Source organism: Mycobacterium sp. NGS62 (assembly GCF_059812285.1).
Genome location: NZ_JCALCK010000005.1, coordinates 159,970 through 183,512, shown reverse-complemented (window position 1 = coordinate 183,512; position 23,543 = coordinate 159,970). Strand labels below are relative to the sequence as shown.

Sequence of the window (23,543 nt, the reverse complement as noted above, 5' to 3'; positions counted from 1 at the left end):
CCTTGCGCGAGCGTGCGTGTCCCCGGCCGACACGCCGAACTAATCTCCGGGTTTACGCACTCTCGCGGCAGGGCCTGGAAGGTCTATTGCCAGGTGACCGGCGGACCGTGCGGCGAGCAGTCGGCCAGTATCCGATCTTCGCCACTGGGCCAGCTGCGGGCGCGCAACAGAAACTCCACCGAGCTGTCCGGTGTTCGCCGCTGTGGCTCCAGCGTGAGGTGGACAAACGGCGACTCGGCTCCGGCCTGGGCGGCCACCGCATCGATGCCGGCGTCGACGGATGCTTGCTCGTCGCGGGAGAGATACTGCCTCGTGATGGAGTGCCACAGCACCGTCGTCGTGCCCGGCGTCACGGTGAGACCGGCGACGGCCTCGCCGGCCCGGCAGCTCGTCAACGGAGCGGCGACGCGCCGAGCGACGCTGATCGCTCCGCGCAGCCGCTGCAGCCGGATGGGCATATCGGGCCACACGTAGCTCAGCAACGTCAACTCGCCGTCGCGGCCGGTGGCGTCGACCGGCGCCAGGTCATAGCCGCGGCGTTCGACGATCTGCAACCTGCCCGGCGGAGGAGGTTGACCTCGCCACGCGTCGTCGATGGTCACCGGCGAGTCGCCCGGTCCCCATTGCCCGCCCGGGTAGCGATACCGGTAGTAGTCGGCCCGCAGGTTCAGCCCGGCGCTGCAGCCGATCTCGAAAAGCCGTACTGGCAAACCGAATTGGCGAGTCAGGATCAGCAGCGCCCCGATCAGCGCGGCCGAGCGGCCCACCTCGTTGGTCTGCGGCGGCTGATCGAGCGCGGCGCGCAGCACGTCGGCATGGTCGGCGGCGACCCGCACGATATCGGGCCAGGCCGCGTCGGCATCCCAGTGGCCGCCGGTGCTCGGATACCAGCGCCGCAGCACCCGTGCGCGACCGTCGAGCACCAATCGATGCAGGCCGCCGAGCAGTCGTAACGGCAGGGCCAGCCGTCCGGGATCGTGTTCGTGGCCGGAAAGGATGTCGGCAAAAATTCCCGCGGCGTTGACGTCGCCACCCACCCGACTGAGCAGTTCGCCGTACATCGGCGAGCCCAGTTCGGCACAGGCGTGGCCCTGCACCCGTAGCGACCGCAACAGCGGGGTGTCGCTGTTCACGGCTTCAGCCGGTCCAGTCCGGCGCGGACGACGTCGAATGCGCCGGCCAGCGCCTGGGGTAACGACACTGACTCGTCATCCAGCCATTGCTCATAGGCGCTCAGCGCCACCCCGAGCATCATCCATGCAATGGTCTGCGGCAACAGGTCAGACGGCTTGGCGCCGGACCTGCGCGCCACGAAGTCTGCAATGACTTCTCGCCAGCCGGCATACATCGTCATCGAATACGCTTGCAGCTCAGCAGTTTGCAGGATCACCCGCATACGCTGACGGTGCCGGACGGTCTCCGAGTCGTCGAAAGTGTTGAACGCCAACAAGGCTGTGCGCAGCGCTTCGCCCAGCGGCACCTCAGCATCGACGTGGTCGAGCAGTTCGCGCAGGTGCTGAAGGTGGGCATCGAAATCACCCCAGGGGATGGCGTTCTTCGAGGCGTAGTAGCGGAACAGTGTGCGCCGGGCGATGCCCGCCGCCTGCGCGACATCGTCGACGCTCACCTCGTCGAACCCGCGGGCCGCGAACAACCCGAGGGCCACGTCGGTGATGTGGTGCGGGGTCGTCGAGCGGCGCCGGCCCACCCGCGATTGAGGCACCATGACATCACCTTCCTGGGGGCCCTCTTCCGTTCTGGCACTCGATGCCATATTCTGGCCAAGATTGTGACCGGGCTGACACCCACTTGTCGAGCCCCTGACAACGAAAGGCCACACCATGGAGCCGAACCAGACCGACGTCGACACCGAGCTCGTTACCGAGACCCTGGTGGAAGAGGTGTCCATCGACGGGATGTGCGGGGTCTACTGAGCGTGCCCGCGGGCGAATTCAGCCCGGACACCGGCTGGCGGTTGCACCCACAAGTCGCCGTGCGGCCCGAGCCGTTCGGTGCGCTGTTGTATCACTTCGGCACTCGCAAACTGTCGTTTTTGAAAAACCGCACAATCCTGGACGTCGTGCAGTCGCTGGACGACCATGCCGACGTGCGAACCGCTTGCCGTGCCGCAGGGATCGACGACGCGCAGCAGCGTCCCTATGTGAACGCACTGAGTGTGTTGGCGGCCTCGAACATGCTGGTGCCCAGGGATTCAAAGGAAGTGAGTCAATGACAGCGGTCGTACCCCGGCTCGTGGAGCAGTTCGAGCGCGGCCTGGACGCTCCGGTCTGCCTGACCTGGGAGCTGACCTACGCCTGCAATCTGGCGTGCGTGCACTGCCTGTCCTCGTCGGGTAAGCGCGATCCCCGTGAATTGTCCACGCGGGATTGCCAAAACATCATCGACGAGCTGGAACGCATGCAGGTGTTCTACGTCAACATCGGCGGCGGTGAGCCGACGGTGCGACCGGACTTCTGGGACCTGGTCGACTACGCCACCGAACACCACGTGGGTGTGAAGTTCTCGACCAATGGGGTGCGGATCACCCCCGAGGTCGCGGCGCGACTGGCGGCCAGCGACTACGTCGATGTGCAGATCTCCCTGGACGGCGCGACCGCGGAGGTCAATGACGCCGTCCGCGGTGCCGGGTCCTACGCCATGGCGGTACGGGCTCTGGAGAATCTAGCCGCTGCGGGCTTCTCCGACGCCAAGATCTCAGTGGTCGTGACTCGCCACAACGTCGGTCAGCTCGACGAATTCGCAGCGCTGGCAAGCCGTTACGGCGCCACCCTGCGGATCACCCGGTTGCGGCCGTCTGGCCGGGGCGCCGACGTCTGGGACGACCTACACCCAACGGCCGACCAACAGGTCCAGCTCTACGACTGGCTAGTCGCCAACGGCGACCGGGTGCTCACCGGCGACTCGTTCTTCCACCTGTCGGCGCTGGGCGAACCCGGGGCGCTGGCCGGGCTGAACATGTGCGGGGCCGGTCGGGTGGTCTGCCTGATCGATCCGGTGGGCGACGTGTACGCCTGCCCATTCGCCATCCACGATCGCTTCCTGGCCGGAAATGTGTTGTCCGACGGTGGTTTCGACAACGTCTGGAAGAACGCTCCGCTGTTTCGCGAATTGCGCGAACCGCAGTCGGCCGGGGCCTGCGGCAGCTGTGGCCATTACGACAGCTGCCGGGGCGGTTGCATGGCAGCCAAGTTCTTCACCGGTCTGCCGCTGGACGGGCCGGACCCAGAATGTGTGCAGGGCTACGGCGCGCCGGCGCTGGCCCGCGAGCGCGACAAGCCGCGTCCGGCCGGTGACCACTCCCGCCGCAGTCGGCCGGTGCCGTTGACGCTGTCGACGCGCCCACCGCAGCGACTCTGCAACGAAAGCCCGGTCTAGCCGTGGCCCGCGATGCCTGGTTCGAGACCGTTGCGATCGCTCAGCAGCGGGCCAAGCGGCGGCTGCCCAAGTCGGTGTACGCCGCGCTGATCGCCGCCAGCGAGAAGGGCATCACGGTATCGGACAATGTCGAGGCGTTCGGCGAACTGGGCTTCGCGCCGCACGTCGTCGGTGCGATCGCCAACCGAGACTTGTCGACTACCGTTATGGGACAAGATATCTCGCTACCGGTGATCATCTCGCCCACGGGTGTGCAGGCAGTGCACCCCGACGGTGAGGTGGCCGTCGCACGAGCGGCCGCGGCGCGGGGCACCGCGATGGGACTCTCCTCCTTCGCCAGTAAGCCCATCGAGGAAGTCATCGCGGCCAACGACAAGCTGTTCTTCCAGCTCTATTGGCTCGGCGACCGCACCGCGATCGCCGAGCGGGTCGAACGGGCCCGCGAGGCCGGCGCCGCCGGGCTGATCGTCACCACCGACTGGACCTTCTCGCACGGCCGGGACTGGGGCAGCCCCAAGATCCCCGAGCAGATGAACTTTCGCACCGCGGCCCGCATGATGCCGGAAGGCCTGACGCGGCCGGGCTGGCTGCTGCAATGGGCGAAAACGATGCGGCCGCCGAGCTTGCAGGTACCCAACCAGGCCCGGCGGGGCGAACCTGGGCCGCCGTTCTTCGCCGCCTACGGCGAATGGATGGCCACCCCGCCGCCGACCTGGGACGACATCGCCTGGCTGCGCGAGCTCTGGGGCGGGCCGTTCATGCTCAAGGGCGTGATCCGGGTGGACGACGCCAAAAGAGCTGTGGATGCTGGAGTTTCAGCGATTTCGGTGTCCAACCATGGTGGCAATAACTTGGACGGCACACCGGCGGCAATTCGCGCGCTACCCGCTGTCGTCGACGCGGTCGGGGACCAGATCGAGGTATTGCTGGACGGTGGTATCCGCCGCGGCAGCGACGTCGTGAAGGCGGTGGCGTTGGGGGCGCGTGCGGTGATGATCGGGCGCGCATATCTGTGGGGCCTGGCGGCCGGCGGACAAGGCGGAGTCGAGAATGTGCTCGACATCCTCCGTAGTGGCATCGACTGTGCGCTGACCGGGCTGGGCCAGGCTTCGGTGCATGACCTCAGCCCCGACGACGTCGTGGTGCCTCCCGGGTTTGCTCGCGCACTCGGCGTGCCCACCGGCGACCGCGGCTAGCCGGCCCGCGGCGAAACCAGCGGGAGTTCTGATACTCGCGTGGCAGGCGTGGCAGAGGTGGACGAGGGTGACAAAACCACCAGGATGGTGGAAAAAATTTCATCTGGACAACCAACAACCAATGCACGGCAGGTGAATTCGTCCTACCATCGGCGGGTGGCCGTCCTCGGCGAACTCAGCAGCTCGACGTCGGGCCAGCTACGCGGCGTGTCGTCGGCGGTACTGATCCCGGTGGGATCCACCGAGCAGCATGGCCCGCACCTCCCGCTGGACACCGACACGCGGATCGCGACTGCGGTCGCCACTGCGGTCGCCGCACGTCTGGCCGAACTGCCGGAGCACGACGACCTGGCCCAGCAGTGGCTGGTCGCGCCGGCCATCGGCTACGGCGACAGCGGCGAGCACCAAAGCTTTCCGGGAACCATTTCCATCGGCACCGACGCCCTGGCGGTGCTGCTGGTTGAGTTCGGCAGGTCGGCGACCTGCTGGGCCCAGCGCCTGCTGTTCGTCAACGGTCACGGCGGCAATGTCGTCGCCCTGGACCGCGCGGTCCGCCTGCTGCGATCCGAAGGACGCGACGCGGCGTGGACTGCGTGCACGGCGCGGGATGCTGACGCCCACGCCGGCCACACCGAAACTTCCGTGTTGCTGCACATTTCACCCGCTGATGTGTTGACCGACCAGTGGTGTTCGGGTAATGGTGCCCCGCTGTCCGACCTGCTGCCAACGATGCGCCGCGGGGGAGTCGCGGCAGTCAGCGAGGTGGGCGTGCTGGGGGACCCGACGACGGCGACCGCGACCGAGGGGCAGCGAATCTTCACCGAGATGGTCGACGGCTGCGCGCGCGCAGTGCTGCGCTGGGCGCCGCGCGCCGACGGGATGCTGACATGACCCAGACCCGGCTGCCGGACGGGTTTGCTGTCCAGGTCGACCGACGCGTGCGGGTGCTCGGTCGCGGGTCGGCTCTGCTGGGCGGCTCACCCACCCGTTTGCTGCGGCTGGCGCCGGCCGCGCAGGACATGCTGGCCGACGGCCGACTGAAGGTGCACGACGCACTCAGCGCCGAGTTGGCACGCACCCTGCTGGACGCGACGGTGGCGCATCCCCGGCCGGCTGGCGGCCCGTCACACCGGGACGTCACGGTGGTAATTCCGGTGCACGACAACGCATGTGGGCTACGCCGGTTGCTGGCCTCGTTGCGCGGACTTCGAGTGATCATCGTCGACGACGGTTCGTCGGAGCCGATCGAGCGCGACGACTTCGCGGGTGCGCACTGTGACGTCGAGGTGCTGCACCACCACCGTAACAAGGGGCCCGCGGCAGCCCGCAACACCGGACTGGGCGCGTGCAAAACCGACTACGTCGCGTTTCTGGACTCCGACGTGGTTCCGCGCCGCGGCTGGCTGGAAGCTCTGCTCGGTCATTTCTGCGACCCCACCGTCGCCTTGGTGGCGCCCCGCATCATCGGTCTGACACAAAGCGACCACCTGGTGGCCCGCTACGAGGCGGTGCGTTCGTCGCTGGACCTCGGGCAGCACGAGGCCCCCGTCATTCCCTACACGAACGTTGCCTACGTCCCGAGCGCGGCCATCATCTGCCGCACTGCCATGCTGCGCGACGTCGGCGGGTTCGACGACACGCTGCAGGCCGGTGAAGATGTCGACCTGTGCTGGCGGCTCGTCGAAGCCGGTGCCCGGTTGCGCTACGAGCCCATCGCTTTGGTAGCGCACGATCACCGCACCGAACTGCGAGATTGGATTGCGCGCAAAGCGTTTTACGGTGGGTCGGCGGCGCCGCTGTCGGCGCGCCACCCTGACAAGACGGCGCCGCTGGTGATCTCCGGCTGGGCGCTGGCAGCCTGGATTCTGATGGCGGTCGGCTCCGGGTTGGGATATCTGGCGTCGCTGCTGCTGGCCGCAGCGACGGGTCGTCGTATCGCCAAGTCCATGGAGGGGCCCGACACCCAGGTCTTGGATGTCGTGGCGGTGGCAGCCCGGGGCCTCTGGTCGGCGGCGCTGCAATTGGCGTCGGCGATCTGCCGGCACTATTGGCCGGTGGCGCTGCTGGCGGCGATGCTGTCCCGACACTGTCGGCGCGCCGTGGTGATCGCCGCTGTCGTCGACGGGGTAGTGGACTGGCTGCGTCGCCGGGGAGCCACCGACGACGAAGCCAGACCCATCGGGCTGGTGACATACCTGCTGCTGAAGCGCCTCGACGATCTGGCATACGGACTCGGATTGTGGTGCGGCGTGGTACGGGAACGCAATATCCGACCACTCAAGCCGCAGATCCGGATCTGACCACCAGTTGAGCGCAGCCGCCCTGCACAGTGATGTGCTGATCATCGGCGCGGGAAGCGCTGGATCAGTTGTGGCTGAGCGGCTTTCCGCCGACCCGCAGTGTGCGGTGACGGTGCTGGAAGCCGGCCTCGGTCTCACCGATCCGCAGCTGCTGGCACAGACCGCCAACGGCCTGCAGCTGCCGATCGGGGCGGCCAGCCCGTTGGTTTTGCGTTATCAGACCCAACTGACCGAGCAGCCGCCCCGGCACATGCTGATCATGCGCGGCGCGACCATTGGTGGTTCGGGCGCGGTCAACGGCGGCTATTTCTGCCGCGGACTGGCCCGTGACTTCGACGGCTACCAGCTGCCCGGGTGGGCGTGGTCAGACGTGCTCGACCATTTTCGGGCCATCGAAACGGACCTGGATTTCGGTGGACCCGTACACGGCGACCATGGGCCGATCCCAGTGCGCCGAACGACCGAAAACATCGGCAGCACTGCGGCTTTCATGTCTGCAGCGCAGCAGGCCGGCTTTGACTGGATTCCCGACTTGAACGACGCCGGTCACGAGATGCCGACCGGCGTGGGTGCTGTCCCTCTCAACATCGTCGACGGCATTCGCAACGGTTCGGGCAGAACGTATTTGGCGCCCGCACTGCAGCGGCCCAACCTGACCCTGCTGGCGCAGACCCGCGTGATGCGATTGCGCTTCGCAGGTGTGCGCGCAGTGGGCGTCGACGCGAGTGGCCCAGGTGGGGCGATGACGTTGACCGCCGATCGAATTGTGCTGTGCGCCGGTGCGATCGAGTCCGCGCATCTGCTCATGCTGTCCGGTGTCGGCGACGAAGACATGTTGCGTGGTGCCGGTATCGACATAGTGGCACCGCTACCTGTCGGAATGGCCTGCAGCGACCACCCGGAATGGGTACTGCCGACGAACTGGCCGATCGCCACCCGTCGGCCGGTAGTAGAAGTTGTGCTGAGCACGTCGGACAACCTCGAAATACGCCCGTACACAGGCGGGTTCGTCGCGATGGTCGGTGACGGCACCGCGGGCCATCCGGACTGGCCGCACATCGGCATCGCTCTCATGCAGCCGCGCTCCCGCGGGCGGATCACGCTGGTGTCCGGTGATCCCGCGGTGCCGCCGCGAATCGAGCACCGCTACGACACGGAGCCCGATGACATCGCCACCCTACAGCGAGGCGCCGAGCTGGCTCGCGAATTGGCCAGGGCGGCAACGTCGGTCGGGCCGCCCGCCTGGTCGACGTCGCAACACCTGTGCGGCAGCGCCCCGATGGGCGCCGACGCTGATTCGCGCGCGGTCGTCGACCCCCAGTGCCGGGTACGCGGTATCGAGGGATTATGGGTGATCGACGGGTCGGTACTACCGACGGTCACCAGCCGCGGCCCGCATGCCAGCATCGTCATGCTCGGTCACCGGGCCGCAGAGTTCGTCAGGTGAGTCGGACCGGCGGGACACGATTCGCCGGACCCAACGCAACTGTTGTCCGTCCCGACCCGGCGCCCACGCGGCAATGAGCAGCGCTGCTACGGCGATGATCACCCCGAGCACCAGAAACGAGGACTGCGTGGCCTCCAGGAAGGCGGTGCGGCTCAGGTCAGCGAGCGCAATGCCTTGCGGCCCAAGCCTGTCGGAGATCTCCAACGCCTGGGCCAGTGAATGAGAAGCCGGTGCGCGCAACGGCTCGGGAAACGCTGCCAGGTGCGGTGTGATGACGTTGCCATACCGAGCCGCCAGGATGGATCCGGCCAGCGCGATCCCGAGGGCGGCACCAACCTCGCGAGTGGTGTCGTTGACCGCCGAGGCAACGCCCTGCTTCTCATCGGGCACTGCCGCCATGATCGCCGAAGTTGTTGGGGCCGTGCATAGTCCGATCCCCGTGCTGACCACCAGCAGCGGCCACATCATGTCCCAGTACGGCGAATTCACCTCGAGTGCGCGCATCCACAAAAAGCCGGCCGAGATCAGCAGCAAGCCGACGAAAATCACCAACCGCAGTCCCAATCGGGGCAGATACCACTGAGACAGGACCGAAAACGTCAGCATCGGCAGCATCAGCGGACTGAAGGCGATGGCCGTGCCAATCGGGCTGTAGCCCATCACCAATTGGACGAACTGCATCATGACGAAGAAGAACCCGAACATCGCCACGAAGAAGACCGTGATGGTGGCCGCGCCGGTGGCAAAATCCGGGCGGCGGAACAACCGGACATCCAGCAGCGGATGGCGGCGTCGCAGCTCGACGAATCCGAACAGCGCGGCCAGCAGCACGCCCACCCCCAGCGGCCCATAGACCAGCGGGTTGCTCCACCCTCGCGCGGGCGCCTCAACCACGCCGAAGACGAAAACCGCTACGGCGCCACCGATCAGCACCGCCCCCACCCAGTCCAGCGGGGTCGCCTCATCGTCGCGCGAAGACGACACCGTGCAGGCCAGCACGAAGATCAGTGCGGCGCCACCGGCGAAGGCCCAGAAAATCGACTCCCACGGCCAGAAGTACAGCAGCGCCCCCGACCCGAGCATCCCGATCACCCCGCCACAGCCGGCAACGCCCGCCCAGATGCCGACCGCCTTCATGCGTTCGTCCTGCCGATACGCGGCGGTCAACAGCGACAGCGTGGCAGGCATGATGAATGCGGCGCCGGCGCCGGCCACGCCCCTGGCCACAATGATCTGCAGGGGATCGCTGAACACCGCCGCCGCCACCGAGGCGATGGCGAAAATCGCCAGGCCGATCAGCAGCGCGCCGCGCCGGCCATAGCGGTCGCCGATAGCCCCGGCGGGCAGCAGCAGGCAGGCCAGCACGACGGTGTAACCGTCGACCACCCAGGTCAATTGGGACTGGGTGGCCGAGGTTGCCACCGCAATGTCGCCCAGCGCGGTGTTCAACGCGACCATCGAGGCAATCACGAGCGACACGCCCATGCAGGCCACCACGACCGTCCAGATTCGTGCGCGATTGGACCCGAGCGCGGTGCCGACATCAGTACGCTGGTCAGGCCGGACGAGGGTTTCGGCCACAGCGGGTGCCCCCTTTCGGTGGCAAAGGTAGTTTTGAGACTAACAGTCTCGTAGGTAGACCGATAGTCTCGGTTTTAAACGGAGGTGGTACTCATCACCGGCAGCAGTACCGATCCCCGGCCGGCGCGATCCCGGGCCCGGTTGCTCGAGGCCGCTACCGCGCTACTGCGCTCGGGAGGGCCCAGCGCGGTGACCGTCGACGCGGTCACTCGTGGCGCCAACGTAGCCCGGGCCACGCTGTACCGCCACTTCCCCAGCGGAAATGATTTGCTGGCAGCGGCTTTCAATAGTTTGATCCCGCCGGCGGCCATGCCTTCTGAAGACGGCAGCCTGCGTGATCGGCTCATTGCAGTGGTGCTGGGCTTCGGTCAATCGATCGCCGAGGCGCCCGGCATGCTGACCGCGATGTCGTGGCTGGCGCTGGGGCGCGACTTGGAACAGATGCCAGAGGCCCGGGGCGTTCATGCCGCCGACAGCGCTGCAATCAACACGCTGCGCGAACACATCGCTGCGCAGTACGCGGCCCCGTTTGACGCGATTTTCGATAGCCCGGAGGCTGCGGAGTTGGGCGACATCGACCGGTCCCGTGCGATTGCCCTGTTGATCGGCCCGCTGGCATTGGGCCGACTGTCGACCTTGCCGGATTTCGACTACCGGGAATGCGCCCGAGCCGCTGTCGACGGTTTCCTGTATGTGCAGCGCGCGCAGCAAACGCCGCTCAGCGCAGCGAGTACCGAATCGGCAGGTGCTTGAGCCCGCCGACGAACACCGTCGCGATCAGCTCCGGGTTCCCGTTCAGCTCAATGGATTTCAGCCGGGGCAGTAATTCAGTGAAGAAGCTGTTCACCTCCATGCGCGCCAGCGCGGCCCCCAGGCAGAAGTGCACGCCGTAACCGAACGCCAGGTGCTTGTTCGGGTCGCGGCCGACGTCGAAGCGGAACGGATCGTCGAACACCTCCTCGTCCCGGTTGGCGGAGACATAGGACAGATACACCGATTCGCCTTCAGCGATCGGGATCCCGCGCACGTTGGTGTGCGCGGTGGCGGTGCGCATGAATTCCTTGACCGGAGTCACCCAGCGGATCATTTCCTCGGTGGCCAACGGCATCAGATCCAGGTTGTCGGTTAGCCGCCGGCGTTGATCGGGGTTCTCGATCAGCGCCTGCAGGCCGCCGGCGATCGTTGCGCTGGTGGTGTCGTGGCCCGCGGTCGCGATGATCACGTAGTAGGACGCGGTGTCGAGATCGGAGAGCGGTTGCCCGTCGACGCGGGCGTTGGCGATCGCCGAGGCCAGGTCCTCGGTCGGTTGCTCGCGGCGTGACGTGGTGATGGCGTTGAAGTAACCGAAGAAGTCCAGCAGGATTTGGAGCTGTTCTTCGGGGGTGTTGCCGCGCTTGAATTCCTCGTCGTCGCCGCCGAAGAGTTCCTGGGTGAGTCTGAGCATGCGGGGAAAGTCCGATTCCGGCAGGCCCAGCAGCGACATGATCACGTACAGCGGGTAATTCACGGCGACTTCTTGCACGAAGTCACATTCGGTTCCGGCGGCCATCATCTTGTCGACGTAGATCTTGGCCAGCTCGTCGACGCGGACCTTGAGCGCGCGCATCGCCTTGGGCCGGAACCAGTCGGCGCCGATCGCCCGCACCACCCGATGTTGCGGGTCGTCCATGTGGATCAGCGTGCGCAGCCCCATCCCGGAGTTCAGTTGTGCGCGCGCAAAGTCGTCCTGCTCGGCAGTCGCCAGCAGCGGGCGTGGCTCGTTGACCCACAGGTTGTTGTCCCGCTCGATGTCCATGATGTCGGCGTGTTTTGTGATCGCCCAGAACGGCCGGTACGGCGGGCAGTCGACGAGCGACACCGGCGCATGGGCGCGCAAATGGGTCAGTGCCGCATGCAGCCGCGGCTCGTCGGCGTAGGAGGTCGGGTCGGCGAAGACCTTGGCGGCCTCGTCAATGATCGGTGCGCTCATCGGCTTCCTCACCTGCTGGCGTGATTTCTCGACGGGTGCGCCCAGGCGGCCATGCAGGCCGCAAGCGGCCCGAAAAGCAGTCAGGCAACAAGATCCAGAATTTTTTCAGTGTCCGTCATCCCAAAATCCGCGGGAGCGGTTTCGAGAGATCCGTAGGCTGAACCCTTGTGTCGATCCGATTGCTTCGCCGTGGCCGCGCCTGCGCCGCGCTGCTGGCGGCGGCGACGGTGGTGGCCGGCTGCGGCCACGGCGGTAGCGCGGTGCCGCACCGGCCGGCGCCCGCTTATGCCGGACCGTTGGATGCCGCTATCGTGCGCACCTCGGTGGGATCGATGCGTGGCCTCGTCGCCGCGGATTACCGCCTATTCCAAGGCATTCCATATGCGGCACCGCCGGTCGGTGCGCTGCGGTGGCAGCCGCCACGGCCGGCGGCGCGCTGGGCGGGGACACTGAACGCCACTAAACCGGGGCCCCAATGCACCCAGGAGACCCGCCCGGGGAAGACCAGCGAGAACTGCCTGTCCCTCAACGTGTGGACGCCCAGCCCGGGTCGAGCCGACAAGCGCCCGGTGATGGTGTGGATTCACGGGGGCGGCTTCGTCAACGGTAGTGGCGACATCTACAACGCGCGGTGGTTGGCCGCCAAGGGCCACATCGTCGTCGTCACGCTCAACTACCGGCTGGGGGCACTCGGATTCCTGGCGCACCCGTCGCTCGGCGCGCCCGCTGACTTGGGCAACTACGGTCTGGCCGATCAGCAGGCCGCACTGCGTTGGGTCCGAGACAACATCGCAGCCTTTGGCGGCGATCCGGCCAAAGTCACCATCGCCGGCGAGTCCGCGGGCGGCATGTCGGTGTGCGACCATCTGGCCGCACCCGCGTCGGCGGGGCTGTTCCGCGCGGCAATCATCCAGAGCGCGCCGTGTCAGGCACAGGCCGACCTGGCGACCGCCCAACGCATCAGCCTGGATTACGCGGCATCGGTGGGCTGCCCCGATCCCGCCGCCGCCGCGCAGTGCCTGGGAGCGTTGCCGGCGACGGCGCTGACCCAACCGCCCTGGTACACCCACATCGGCGACGCCAATGCGTTGACCGGGCCGGTTGTCGGCACCGGGGTGCTGCCGGTTGGTCCGATCGCGGCGTTCGGCGGCGGTCGGGCCGCCCGGGTCCCAGTGCTGATCGGCGCCAATCACGACGAATTTACGATGTTCGCCGCGCTGCGGTACGCGCGCAGGAATCACGGTGTCACCAGCGCCGAGTATCCCAATGTGTTGACCGACATCTTCGGCGCCGACGGTCGGAGCGTGCTGGCGCACTATCCACCGGAGCGCTATGGCGGGGACGTGTCGCTTGCCTACTCCGCAGCGGTGACCGACGGAGTCTTCTCGTGTGTCGCCGACCGGATGGCGGTCGCGTTGAGCCGTAACGCACCGGTGTATGCCTACGAGTTCGACGATCCGCACGCGCCGGCACCGGATTCGTTGCGGCACGCGCCTTTTCCGGTCGGCGCCAGCCACTCGTTAGAGCTGCGGTACCTGTTCAACGTCGGCGGCGCCCCGCCGTTGAATCCCGCCCAGCGCGCGCTGTCGGACCAGATGATCGCCTACTGGAGCCGATTCGTGAGCACTGGCACGCCCGAGGCCGCCGGTCAACCCGAGTGGCCCAAGCTGAGTGGTGATCACGCCCCGTGGATGTCGTTGCGTCCCGACGGCAGCAGGGTCACCACCACCTTCGAAGCCGACCATCAATGCGCGTTCTGGGCGACGCTGAAGGGCAGGTCGTGAGCCCGCCCCACTGGCCGTCGGCCCGGTCGAGATCGACGTTAGCGCCCAAAAGTGCGAGTGGGATCGGCCCTAACGTCGATCTCGGCGTGGGTAGCGTCAGCGCGCCGGTGTCACCCAGGTGGTGATGTCGGCGTGCACGACCTCGACGCCGCTACGGTCGGTGATGCTGACGGGCACCACCAACTCGACGCCGTCGGTGATCTGTTCGAAGTCCGGCGGGTCCAGCCGGGCCACCGCCCGCAGCGACGTAGTGGCCTTCTCCAGGTACTGCACACTCATCGACTTGGGGATCCAGCGATGGCTGCGCGGCACGGTGGCTTCCATCAGCATCCCCATCGCGACCTCGGCCGCGTTGCAGCACGCAATCGCGTGCACGGTGTGCAGGTGGTTGTAGACGAAGAACCACTTGGGCACCCGCACCTCGGCCAGCCCCGGCTCCATCCGCACCACGTGCGGCAGCACCGAGACGAAGTAGGGGACTCGCGCCATAGCGGCCGCCGAGAACAACCGGGTGCCGCCCGGACGCCCGGACAGTCGTTTCCAAGCAGTATAAGTGCTGGTCGTGCCGGTCATGCCGACAAACCTTACTCCGGAGTAAGGAGCTGGCGCCGCGGCCCATGGCGTCGCTGACTACCCTGGGCGGTCACCGGGCCGCCGCAATTTGGCCGCTGCCACGATCTGGGGCATACTGTTCAGGTTGCCTTGGGCCGGGTTCGCGCCTGGCCGGGCATACGACCGGCGCCCAGACGGGCGCGTCCGGTCCCATCCTCGGAACGCGACCAATTTCGGCCGCGGACCAGGCTGCGTGCGGGCGACACACCCGACCGCGGGGGCCGGTGGACCACGACAGGTAAACAGCGGCGCAACATCCGGCGCGACGCCAGATCGATCCAGATCGATCGACGCGCTGCGGGACACCGGGTCCGGACATTGGAGAGTGAGGTAGGAGAAGCGTGGCGGGACAGAAGATCCGCATCAGGCTCAAGGCCTACGACCACGAGGCCATTGACGCCTCGGCGCGCAAAATCGTCGAGACGGTCGTCCGGACCGGCGCCAGCGTGGTAGGTCCGGTGCCGCTGCCGACCGAAAAGAACGTGTATTGCGTCATTCGCTCTCCGCACAAATACAAGGACTCGCGGGAGCACTTCGAAATGCGCACGCACAAGCGGTTGATCGACATCCTCGATCCGACGCCGAAGACCGTTGACGCGTTGATGCGTATCGATCTGCCGGCCAGCGTCGACGTCAACATCCAGTAGGAGATCCAGAACAATGGCGAGAAGAGGCATTCTGGGCACCAAGCTGGGCATGACGCAGGTGTTCGACGACAACAACCGAGTTGTCCCGGTGACGGTGGTCAAGGCCGGACCCAACGTGGTGACTCGAATCCGCACACCGGAGCGTGACGGCTACAGCGCAGTGCAGTTGGCCTACGGCGAAATCAGTCCTCGGAAGATCAACAAGCCGCTAACCGGTCAGTACGCTGCTGCCGGGGTCAACCCGCGTCGGCACCTGGCCGAGTTGCGGCTCGACGACGCCGGCGCGACAGCGGAATACGAGGTCGGCCAGGAGTTGACCGCTGAAATCTTTTCCGCCGGCAGCTACGTCGACGTGACCGGCACCTCCAAGGGCAAGGGCTTTGCCGGGACCATGAAGCGGCACGGTTTCCGCGGGCAGGGCGCCAGCCACGGTGCTCAGGCGGTGCACCGCCGGCCGGGTTCCATCGGCGGCTGCGCTACGCCGGCGCGGGTGTTCAAGGGCACCCGGATGGCCGGCCGGATGGGTAACGATCGGGTGACCACGCAGAACCTGTTGGTGCACAAGGTCGATGCCGAGAACGGCGTGCTGCTGATCAAAGGTGCGGTCCCTGGCCGCAACGGTGGACTCGTCGTGGTCCGCAGCGCGATCAAACGAGGTGAGAAGTAATGGCTGGCATCAAGATTGACGTCAAGACCCCGGACGGCAAGAACAGCGGCTCCGTCGAGTTGCCCGCTGAGCTGTTCGATGCGCCGGCGAATATCGCGTTGATGCACCAGGTGGTCACCGCACAGCGGGCAGCGGCGCGACAGGGCACGCATTCGACCAAGACGCGCGGCGAAGTACGCGGTGGTGGTCGTAAGCCGTACCGGCAGAAGGGCACCGGGCGGGCCCGCCAGGGCTCGACACGGGCTCCGCAGTTCACCGGCGGTGGTGTCGTGCACGGCCCCAAGCCGCGCGACTACAGCCAGCGCACCCCGAAGAAGATGATCGTGGCCGCGCTGCGCGGCGCGTTGTCCGACCGGGCGCGCAACGACCGTATCCACGCGATCAGTGAGCTGGTGTCGGGGCAGACGCCGTCGACCAAGAGCGCCAAAGCTTTTCTGGCCACGCTGACCGATCGCAAGCAGGTGCTGCTGGTGATCGGACGCGCCGACGAGACCGGTGCGAAGAGCGTGCGCAACCTGCCGGGTGTGCACGTGCTGGCGCCCGACCAGCTCAACACCTACGACGTGTTACGCGCCGACGACGTGGTGTTTTCCGTGGAGGCACTCAACGCCTACATCGCGGCCAACACTCCCGAGGAGGTTTCGGCCTGATGGCGACTGTCACTGATCCCCGCGACATCATCTTGGCGCCGGTCATCTCGGAGAAGTCCTACGGGCTGATCGACGACAACGTCTACACGTTTTTGGTGCACCCCGATTCGAACAAGACGCAAATCAAGATCGCGATCGAGAAGATCTTCTCGGTCAAGGTCGCTGCGGTGAACACCGCGAACCGGCAGGGTAAGCGCAAGCGCACCCGGACCGGATACGGCAAACGTAAGGACACCAAGCGCGCCATCGTCACGCTGGTGCCGGGCAGCAAGCCGATCGACCTATTCGGGGCACCGGCGTAGTCGAGGATAGAGAGACTTAAACAGACATGGGAATTCGCAAGTACAAGCCGACGACTCCGGGTCGTCGCGGTGCCAGCGTGTCCGATTTCTCCGAGATCACTCGTTCGACTCCGGAGAAGTCGTTGGTGCGTCCGCTGCACGGTCGCGGCGGACGCAACGCACACGGCCGGATCACCACCCGCCACAAGGGCGGCGGGCACAAACGTGCCTACCGGGTGATCGACTTTCGCCGCAACGACAAGGACGGCGTCAACGCGAAGGTCGCGCACATCGAGTACGACCCCAACCGCACCGCCCGGATTGCCTTGCTGCATTACCTTGACGGTGAGAAGCGTTACATCATTGCACCGCAGGGACTCTCGCAGGGTGATGTGGTGGAGTCCGGTGCCAATGCCGACATCAAGCCGGGCAATAACCTTCCGCTGCGCAACATTCCGGCCGGTACGCTGATCCACGCCGTGGAGCTGCGCCCGGGCGGGGGCGCCAAACTGGCCCGCTCGGCGGGATCGAGCATCCAGTTACTCGGTAAAGAGGGCACCTACGCGTCGCTGCGGATGCCCAGCGGTGAGATCCGCCGCGTCGACGTGCGCTGCCGCGCCACCGTCGGCGAAGTGGGCAACGCCGAGCAGGCAAACATCAACTGGGGTAAGGCCGGCCGGATGCGCTGGAAGGGCAAGCGCCCGTCGGTCCGCGGTGTGGTGATGAACCCCGTCGACCACCCGCACGGCGGTGGTGAGGGTAAGACGTCCGGTGGGCGTCACCCCGTCAGCCCGTGGGGCAAACCCGAGGGACGTACCCGCAAGCCGCACAAGCCCAGTGACAAGCTCATCGTCCGACGCCGGCGCACCGGCAAGAAGCACCGCTAGGAGTAGCCGATGCCACGCAGCCTGAAGAAGGGTCCGTTCGTCGACGACCACCTGCTCAAGAAAGTCGACACGCAGAACGAGAAGAACACCAAGCAGGTCATCAAGACCTGGTCGCGGCGGTCGACCATCATCCCGGACTTCATCGGCCACACGTTCGCCGTGCACGACGGACGTAAGCACGTGCCGGTGTTCGTCACCGAAGCGATGGTGGGTCACAAACTCGGCGAGTTCGCACCGACGCGCACGTTCAAGGGACACATCAAAGACGACCGGAAAGCCAAGCGGCGATGACCAGCACCACAACCGAATTTCCTTCTGCGGTCGCCAAGGCGCGCTTCGTGCGTGTCTCACCGACCAAAGCACGCCGGGTGATCAACCTGGTACGTGGCAAGTCCGTGTCCGAGGCGCTCGACATCCTGCGGTGGGCGCCGCAGGCGGCCAGCGCGCCGGTGGCCAAGGTCATCGCCAGCGCGGCGGCCAACGCCCAGAACAACAACGGGCTCGACCCGTCAACTCTGGTGGTGGCCAGCGTCTTCGCCGACGACGGCCCCACCGCCAAGCGGATCCGTCCGCGCGCTCAGGGCCGTGCCTTCCGGATCCGTCGTCGTACCAGCCACATCACCGTGGTGGTGGAGAGCCGGCCGGTGAAGGACGAGCGATCGCAGTCAGCGCGGGCGCGCCGCGCCCAGGCCAGCAAGGCAGCCGCCAAGAAGGCGCCGGCCAAGAAAGCACCCGCCGACAAGGCGCCCGCAAAGAAGGCATCCGCCAAGAAGGCGCCGGCCAAGAAGTCCACGGAAACCTCCAAGAAGACTTCTGAGACTTCCGAAGCGAAGGGAGGCTCGCAGTAGTGGGCCAGAAGATCAATCCGCACGGCTTCCGGCTGGGTATCACCACGGACTGGAAGTCACGCTGGTACGCCGACAAGCAGTACGCCGACTACGTCAAGGAAGATGTGGCGATCCGCCGCCTGCTCTCCAGCGGGCTGGAGCGCGCCGGAATCGCCGACGTGGAGATCGAGCGCACCCGCGACCGGGTCCGGGTGGACATCCACACCGCCCGGCCGGGGATCGTCATCGGACGCCGCGGCACCGAGGCCGACCGCATCCGCGCGGACCTGGAGAAGCTGACCGGCAAGCAGGTCCAGCTCAACATCCTCGAGGTGAAAAACCCCGAGTCCCAAGCACAGTTGGTGGCGCAAGGCGTAGCCGAACAGCTGAGCAACCGCGTCGCGTTCCGCCGCGCCATGCGTAAGGCGATCCAGTCGGCCATGCGTCAGCCCAACGTCAAAGGCATCCGGGTGCAGTGCTCCGGTCGTCTCGGCGGCGCCGAGATGAGCCGCTCGGAGTTCTACCGCGAAGGTCGAGTTCCGCTGCACACGCTGCGCGCCGACATCGACTACGGCTTGTACGAAGCCAAGACCACCTTCGGCCGCATCGGCGTCAAGGTGTGGATTTACAAGGGCGACATCGTCGGTGGGAAACGGGAGCTGGCCGCTCCCACGGGTGGCGCCGACCGCCCGCGCCGCGAGCGGCCGTCGGGCACCCGTCCGCGCCGCAGCGGTGCCGCCGGCACGACGGCCACCAGCACCGATGCGGGACGCGCTGCCTCGGGTGCCGAAGAAGTCGCTGCGCCGGCCGCCGTCGCTGCGGAGCCGACCGCCGAAACGCAGAGCACGGAGAGCTGAATCATGTTGATTCCCCGTAAAGTCAAGCACCGCAAGCAACATCATCCCCGTCAGCGTGGCATCGCCAGCGGCGGCACCACGGTGAGCTTCGGCGACTACGGCATCCAGGCACTTGAGCACGCCTACATCACCAACCGGCAGATCGAGTCCGCTCGTATCGCCATCAACCGGCACATCAAGCGTGGCGGCAAAGTGTGGATCAACATCTTCCCGGACCGCCCGTTGACCAAGAAGCCCGCCGAGACCCGAATGGGTTCGGGTAAGGGTTCGCCGGAATGGTGGATCGCCAACGTCAAGCCGGGGCGGGTGCTCTTCGAGCTCAGCTACCCGAACGAGTCGATCGCCCGGGCCGCGCTCACCCGGGCAATTCACAAGTTGCCGATCAAGGCACGCATCGTCACCCGAGAGGAGCAGTTCTGATGGCAGTGGGAGTTTCCGCTGGCGAACTGCGCGAGCTCACCGAAGAAGAGTTGATCGAGCGGCTGCGCGAATCCAAGGAAGAGCTGTTCAACCTGCGCTTCCAGATGGCGACCGGCCAGCTCAGCAATAACCGTCGACTCCGCACGGTGCGTCAGGAAATCGCGCGCATCTACACCGTGCTCCGCGAACGTGAACTCGGCCTGGCTTCCGGGCCGGATGGTGAGGAATCGTAATGGCAGAGGCGAAAACCGGCGCCAAGGCTGCGCCGAAGAAGGCTGCTACCAAGGCTGCCAAGACCGCTCCGAAAAGTGCGGCGTCGAAAGATGCTGCTTCGGAGGGGAAGGGCCCCAAGCACACTCCGCGCACCCCGAAGCCGCGGGGCAGGCGGAAGACCCGCATCGGTTACGTGGTCAGCGACAAGATGCAGAAGACCATCGTGGTCGAGTTGGAGGACCGGGTACGCCACCCGCTCTACGGCAAGATCATCCGCACGACCACAAAGGTCAAGGCGCACGACGAGAACGGTATCGCCGGTATCGGCGACCGAGTCTCGCTGATGGAGACGCGCCCGCTGTCGGCAACCAAGCGCTGGCGGTTGGTGGACATCCTGGAGAAGGCCAAGTAGCGGTTGACGACCGCACACCCAGAAGCCCCTGAACAGGCATTGTTTCAGGGGCTTTTGCGTATGTTCGCAGGTATAGTCTGCAGCCGATATCCGGTAGGTCCACCACGAGAGTGAGGCCAGCGATGGCATCCGAGTCCAGTGAGTTCAACGGCAAAATCGAACTGGATATTCGTGACTCGGAGCCGGATTGGGGACCGTTCGCCGCTCCAAACGCACCGGAAAACGCCCCGAACATCCTGTATTTGGTGTGGGACGACGTCGGCATCGCCACCTGGGACTGCTTCGGCGGACTGGTCGACATGCCGAACATGACCCGCATCGCCGACCGCGGCGTGCGACTGTCGCAGTTTCACACCACGGCGTTGTGCTCGCCAACCCGAGCGGCGTTGCTGACCGGTCGCAACGCCACCACGGTCGGCATGGCCACCATCGAGGAATTCACCGACGGGTTCCCCAACTGCAACGGGCGCATCCCCGCCGACACTGCGCTGCTGTCCGAAGTGCTCGCCGAACGCGGCTACAACACCTACTGCGTCGGCAAATGGCATCTGACGCCGCTGGAGGAATCCAACCTGGCGTCAACGAAGCGGCACTGGCCGCTATCTCGCGGCTTCGAACGGTTCTACGGGTTCCTGGGCGGTGAGACCGACCAGTGGTATCCCGACCTGGTTTACGACAACCATCCGGTGACTCCGCCCGGTACCCCTGAGGACGGCTACCACCTGTCGAAAGACCTCGCCGACAAGACCATCGAATTCATCCGTGACGCCAAAGTGATTGCGCCGGACAAACCGTGGTTCAGTTATGTGTGCCCCGGTGCCGGCCATGCACCCCACCATGTGTTCAAGGAATGGGCCGACAGATACGCCGGTCGCTTCGACATGGGCTACGAGCAATACCGCGAGATCGTGCTGGAGAACCAGAAGTCGATGGGCATCGTCCCACCCGATACCGAGCTTTCGCCGATCAATCCGTACTTGGATGTGACGGGGCCGTCCGGTGAGTCGTGGCCGTTGCAGGACACGGTGCGCCCCTGGGAATCGCTGGGTGCCGAGGAGAAGAAGCTGTTCGCCCGGATGGCCGAGGTGTTCGCCGGCTTTCTGTCTTACACCGATGACCAGATCGGACGGATCCTGGATTATCTCGAAGAATCCGGGCAATTGGACAACACCATCGTCCTGGTGATCTGTGACAACGGTGCCAGCGGCGAAGGCGGGCCGAACGGATCGGTCAACGAGTCGAAGTTTTTCAACGGCTACATCGACACCGTCGAGGAGAGCCTGAAATTCCTCGATCGTCTCGGCGGGCCGGAGACCTACAACCATTACCCCATCGGGTGGGCGATGGCCTTCAACACGCCCTACAAGCTGTTCAAGCGCTACGCCTCGCATGAGGGCGGCATCGCCGACAGCGCAATCATCTCGTGGCCCAGCGGAATTGCCGCCCACGGTGAGGTGCGCGACAACTACATCAACGTCTGCGACATCACTCCGACCGTGTACGAGCTGCTGGGCATCACCCCGCCGGAGGTCGTGAAGGGGATTGCCCAACGGCCGCTGGACGGTGTGAGTTTCAAAGCGGCCCTGGATGATCCGGCGGCAGACACTGGCAAGAACACTCAGTTCTACACGATGCTGGGCACTCGGGGGATCTGGCACGACGGCTGGTTCGCCAACACCGTACATGCCGCCACCCCGGCCGGCTGGTCACATTTCGACGCCGACCGGTGGGAGTTGTTCCACATCGCCGCTGACCGCAGCCAGTGCCATGACCTCGCCGGCGACCATCCGGAGAAGCTGGAGGAGCTCAAAGCGCTGTGGTATTCCGAGGCCGACAAATACAACGGGCTGCCGCTGGCCGATTTGAATATCTTCGAAACGATGTCGCGGTGGCGGCCCCATCTGGCCGCCGACCGCTCCAGCTTCACCTACTACCCGAATGCCGCCGAAGTTGGTATCGGGGCCGCCGTCGAGCTACGCGGACAGTCGTTCTCGATAGTGGCCGACGTGACGGTGGACACCACCGGCGCCGAAGGGGTGCTGTTCAAGCAGGGCGGGGCGCACGGCGGCCATGTGCTGTTCATTCAGGACGGGCGACTGCACTACGTCTACAACTTCCTCGGCGAGCGGCACCAGTGGATATCGTCGTCGGGAGCAGTTCCGTTGGGCCGGCACCTTTTCGGGGTCCGCTACACCCGGTCGGGCACCGTGCCGAACAGCCATACACCGCTGGGCGAAGCCGTGCTCTACATCGACGATCAGGCGGTCGCCACGTTGTCGGAGATGACGACTCAGCCGGGAACGTTCGGGTTGGCCGGCGCCACGGTGAGCGTCGGGCGCAACAGCGGTTCGGCAGTGTCCAGCCGCTACAAGGCGCCATTCACCTTTACCGGAGGCACCATCACACGCGTCACCGTGGACATCTCGGGTACGCCCTACGAAGACTTGGAAAAGACGCTGGCACTGGCATTTTCGCGTGACTGACCGGCATGCTGACCGACCTGGTTGACTTACCCGGCGGCTCGTTTCGGATGGGATCGACGAGCTTCTATCCCGAAGAGGCGCCGATACACACCGCGACGGTGGGCGCCGTGGCGGTGGAGCGTCATCCGGTGACCAATGCCCAGTTCGCCGAATTCGTGGCTGCGACCGGCTATGTGACAGTTGCCGAGCAGCCGATCGATCCGGCGCTCTACCCCGGCGTTGATCCAGCGGACCTGCAGCCCGGTGGACTGGTGTTCCGTCCGACGCCGGGTCCGGTCGATCTGCGCGACTGGCGGCAATGGTGGCACTGGGTGCCGGGCGCGAGTTGGCGGCAGCCGTTCGGCCCGGCCAGCGATGTGGTGGACAAGGCCGACCATCCCGTCGTGCAGATCGCCTATCCCGACGCCGCGGCCTACGCGCGCTGGGTCGGCCGGCGGTTACCGAGCGAGGCCGAGTGGGAGTACGCCGCCCGCGGCGGATCCACCGGGACCTACTCGTGGGGCGACGAGGAGAGGCCGGGTGGGCAGCTGATGGCGAACACCTGGCAGGGCAGCTTCCCGTACCGCAACGACGGCGCTCTCGGCTGGACCGGAACCTCGCCGGTGGGGATCTTTCCGCCCAACGACGTCGGCCTGCTCGACATGATCGGCAATGTCTGGGAGTGGACGACCACCGAGTTCTCGGTGCATCACCGGCTGGATCAGCCGCCCAAGGCCTGCTGTATGCCGTCGGAAGCTGCTGATCCGGCGGTCAGCCAGACGCTCAAAGGCGGCTCGCACCTGTGCGCGCCGGAGTACTGCCATCGCTACCGGCCAGCGGCGCGGTCACCGCAGTCGCAGGACACCGCGACCAGCCATATCGGGTTTCGCTGCGTGGCGGACGTCGGTTAGTGGCGAGCGTGCGTGTTCCCGGCG

27 protein-coding genes are annotated in these 23,543 nt (G+C 66.2%); 22 read left to right on the top strand and 5 right to left on the bottom strand.

The genetic code is table 11. The features are described from left to right. Positions 1 to 83 precede the first annotated feature (83 nt). Together AC5Y49_RS15280 and mftR are read right to left on the bottom strand one after the other, a co-directional pair. Positions 84 to 1,133: a DUF2332 domain-containing protein gene (locus AC5Y49_RS15280; RefSeq protein WP_499888375.1), complete on the bottom strand. Its 1,050-nt coding sequence runs from the start codon at positions 1,131 to 1,133 to the stop codon at positions 84 to 86. Further along, positions 1,130 to 1,726, bottom strand: a complete 597-nt coding sequence (mftR, locus tag AC5Y49_RS15275; RefSeq protein WP_499888374.1) for a mycofactocin system transcriptional regulator MftR — start codon at positions 1,724 to 1,726, stop codon at positions 1,130 to 1,132. Before mftR ends, AC5Y49_RS15280 begins: the two co-directional genes overlap by 4 nt. A 115-nt stretch (positions 1,727 to 1,841) precedes the next feature. Here mftR and mftA point away from each other — a divergent pair, with 115 nt between their 5' ends. The 7 genes from mftA (at position 1,842) to mftG (ending at position 8,339) form a co-directional block, all read left to right on the top strand. After that, positions 1,842 to 1,934: a mycofactocin precursor MftA gene (gene mftA / locus AC5Y49_RS15270; RefSeq protein ID WP_499888372.1), complete on the top strand. Its 93-nt coding sequence runs from the start codon at positions 1,842 to 1,844 to the stop codon at positions 1,932 to 1,934. Then, a complete protein-coding gene (gene mftB, locus AC5Y49_RS15265; RefSeq protein WP_499888368.1) occupies positions 1,919 to 2,233 on the top strand; it encodes a mycofactocin biosynthesis chaperone MftB in 315 nt (104 codons plus the stop codon). Before mftA ends, mftB begins: the two co-directional genes overlap by 16 nt. Then, entirely contained in the window at positions 2,230 to 3,396 is a 1,167-nt protein-coding gene (gene mftC, locus AC5Y49_RS15260; protein WP_499888365.1) for a mycofactocin radical SAM maturase, read from the top strand. The genes mftB and mftC overlap by 4 nt, the downstream gene beginning before the upstream one ends. Positions 3,397 to 3,398: 2 nt before the next feature. After that, positions 3,399 to 4,592, top strand: coding sequence for a pre-mycofactocin synthase MftD (mftD, locus tag AC5Y49_RS15255; protein WP_499888362.1), 1,194 nt, complete (start codon positions 3,399 to 3,401; stop codon positions 4,590 to 4,592). Between the two features lie 132 nt (positions 4,593 to 4,724). Next, a complete protein-coding gene (mftE, locus tag AC5Y49_RS15250; protein ID WP_499888360.1) occupies positions 4,725 to 5,483 on the top strand; it encodes a mycofactocin biosynthesis peptidyl-dipeptidase MftE in 759 nt (252 codons plus the stop codon). Next, the gene (gene mftF / locus AC5Y49_RS15245; protein WP_499888358.1) at positions 5,480 to 6,892 is read left to right on the top strand and encodes a mycofactocin biosynthesis glycosyltransferase MftF; all 1,413 of its coding nucleotides are present in this window, start codon (positions 5,480 to 5,482) and stop codon (positions 6,890 to 6,892) included. Before mftE ends, mftF begins: the two co-directional genes overlap by 4 nt. 7 nt (positions 6,893 to 6,899) lie before the next feature. Beyond that, complete coding sequence (gene mftG / locus AC5Y49_RS15240) at positions 6,900 to 8,339, top strand: mycofactocin dehydrogenase MftG (protein WP_499888356.1); 1,440 nt, start codon at positions 6,900 to 6,902, stop codon at positions 8,337 to 8,339. Here the strand turns inward: mftG and AC5Y49_RS15235 are convergent. Then, the gene (locus AC5Y49_RS15235) at positions 8,262 to 9,920 is read right to left on the bottom strand and encodes an MFS transporter (protein ID WP_499888354.1); all 1,659 of its coding nucleotides are present in this window, start codon (positions 9,918 to 9,920) and stop codon (positions 8,262 to 8,264) included. The two genes, mftG and AC5Y49_RS15235, sit on opposite strands and share 78 nt — an antisense overlap. An 84-nt stretch (positions 9,921 to 10,004) precedes the next feature. Here AC5Y49_RS15235 and AC5Y49_RS15230 point away from each other — a divergent pair, with 84 nt between their 5' ends. Continuing rightward, entirely contained in the window at positions 10,005 to 10,673 is a 669-nt protein-coding gene (locus AC5Y49_RS15230) for a TetR/AcrR family transcriptional regulator (RefSeq protein ID WP_499888352.1), read from the top strand. Here AC5Y49_RS15230 and AC5Y49_RS15225 read toward each other — a convergent pair. Next, the gene (locus AC5Y49_RS15225; RefSeq protein ID WP_499888350.1) at positions 10,639 to 11,889 is read right to left on the bottom strand and encodes a cytochrome P450; all 1,251 of its coding nucleotides are present in this window, start codon (positions 11,887 to 11,889) and stop codon (positions 10,639 to 10,641) included. The two genes, AC5Y49_RS15230 and AC5Y49_RS15225, sit on opposite strands and share 35 nt — an antisense overlap. A gap of 167 nt (positions 11,890 to 12,056) precedes the next feature. Here AC5Y49_RS15225 and AC5Y49_RS15220 point away from each other — a divergent pair, with 167 nt between their 5' ends. Beyond that, a complete protein-coding gene (locus tag AC5Y49_RS15220) occupies positions 12,057 to 13,673 on the top strand; it encodes a carboxylesterase/lipase family protein (protein WP_499888347.1) in 1,617 nt (538 codons plus the stop codon). A 96-nt stretch (positions 13,674 to 13,769) separates the two neighbouring features. On the opposite strand, the gene AC5Y49_RS15215 is transcribed toward AC5Y49_RS15220, so the two are convergent. Then, a complete protein-coding gene (locus tag AC5Y49_RS15215; protein ID WP_499888346.1) occupies positions 13,770 to 14,246 on the bottom strand; it encodes a hotdog fold domain-containing protein in 477 nt (158 codons plus the stop codon). Positions 14,247 to 14,626: 380 nt separating this feature from the next. Between AC5Y49_RS15215 and rpsJ the strand changes: the two genes are divergently transcribed. From rpsJ to AC5Y49_RS15150, 13 genes are all read left to right on the top strand, one after another. Continuing rightward, positions 14,627 to 14,932, top strand: coding sequence for a 30S ribosomal protein S10 (gene rpsJ, locus AC5Y49_RS15210; RefSeq protein ID WP_003873519.1), 306 nt, complete (start codon positions 14,627 to 14,629; stop codon positions 14,930 to 14,932). A gap of 13 nt (positions 14,933 to 14,945) precedes the next feature. Continuing rightward, the gene (gene rplC, locus AC5Y49_RS15205; RefSeq protein ID WP_499888344.1) at positions 14,946 to 15,599 is read left to right on the top strand and encodes a 50S ribosomal protein L3; all 654 of its coding nucleotides are present in this window, start codon (positions 14,946 to 14,948) and stop codon (positions 15,597 to 15,599) included. Further along, entirely contained in the window at positions 15,599 to 16,249 is a 651-nt protein-coding gene (gene rplD, locus AC5Y49_RS15200) for a 50S ribosomal protein L4 (RefSeq protein ID WP_499888342.1), read from the top strand. The genes rplC and rplD overlap by 1 nt, the downstream gene beginning before the upstream one ends. Then, the gene (gene rplW, locus AC5Y49_RS15195; protein WP_499888340.1) at positions 16,249 to 16,551 is read left to right on the top strand and encodes a 50S ribosomal protein L23; all 303 of its coding nucleotides are present in this window, start codon (positions 16,249 to 16,251) and stop codon (positions 16,549 to 16,551) included. The genes rplD and rplW overlap by 1 nt, the downstream gene beginning before the upstream one ends. Before the next feature lie 26 nt (positions 16,552 to 16,577). Beyond that, entirely contained in the window at positions 16,578 to 17,417 is an 840-nt protein-coding gene (rplB, locus tag AC5Y49_RS15190; RefSeq protein ID WP_499888337.1) for a 50S ribosomal protein L2, read from the top strand. 9 nt (positions 17,418 to 17,426) lie between these two features. Next, positions 17,427 to 17,708 carry a 30S ribosomal protein S19 gene (rpsS, locus tag AC5Y49_RS15185; protein WP_073880559.1) on the top strand — a complete coding sequence of 94 codons (282 nt, stop codon included), beginning with the start codon at positions 17,427 to 17,429 and terminating at the stop codon, positions 17,706 to 17,708. Further along, a complete protein-coding gene (gene rplV, locus AC5Y49_RS15180) occupies positions 17,705 to 18,265 on the top strand; it encodes a 50S ribosomal protein L22 (protein WP_499888333.1) in 561 nt (186 codons plus the stop codon). Before rpsS ends, rplV begins: the two co-directional genes overlap by 4 nt. Then, positions 18,265 to 19,101 (top strand): 30S ribosomal protein S3, encoded by an 837-nt coding sequence (gene rpsC / locus AC5Y49_RS15175; RefSeq protein WP_499888331.1) that lies wholly within the window; start codon positions 18,265 to 18,267, stop codon positions 19,099 to 19,101. Before rplV ends, rpsC begins: the two co-directional genes overlap by 1 nt. A 3-nt stretch (positions 19,102 to 19,104) precedes the next feature. Then, positions 19,105 to 19,521 (top strand): 50S ribosomal protein L16, encoded by a 417-nt coding sequence (rplP, locus tag AC5Y49_RS15170; protein ID WP_065014863.1) that lies wholly within the window; start codon positions 19,105 to 19,107, stop codon positions 19,519 to 19,521. Then, complete coding sequence (rpmC, locus tag AC5Y49_RS15165) at positions 19,521 to 19,754, top strand: 50S ribosomal protein L29 (protein WP_499888327.1); 234 nt, start codon at positions 19,521 to 19,523, stop codon at positions 19,752 to 19,754. Before rplP ends, rpmC begins: the two co-directional genes overlap by 1 nt. Next, the gene (gene rpsQ / locus AC5Y49_RS15160; RefSeq protein ID WP_499888326.1) at positions 19,754 to 20,146 is read left to right on the top strand and encodes a 30S ribosomal protein S17; all 393 of its coding nucleotides are present in this window, start codon (positions 19,754 to 19,756) and stop codon (positions 20,144 to 20,146) included. The genes rpmC and rpsQ overlap by 1 nt, the downstream gene beginning before the upstream one ends. A gap of 122 nt (positions 20,147 to 20,268) precedes the next feature. Beyond that, on the top strand, positions 20,269 to 22,629 hold the full coding sequence (locus AC5Y49_RS15155) for an arylsulfatase (RefSeq protein ID WP_499888325.1): 2,361 nt from the start codon (positions 20,269 to 20,271) through the stop codon (positions 22,627 to 22,629). Positions 22,630 to 22,634: 5 nt separating this feature from the next. Next, positions 22,635 to 23,519 (top strand): formylglycine-generating enzyme family protein, encoded by an 885-nt coding sequence (locus AC5Y49_RS15150; protein WP_499888323.1) that lies wholly within the window; start codon positions 22,635 to 22,637, stop codon positions 23,517 to 23,519. Positions 23,520 to 23,543: the final 24 nt, after the last annotated feature.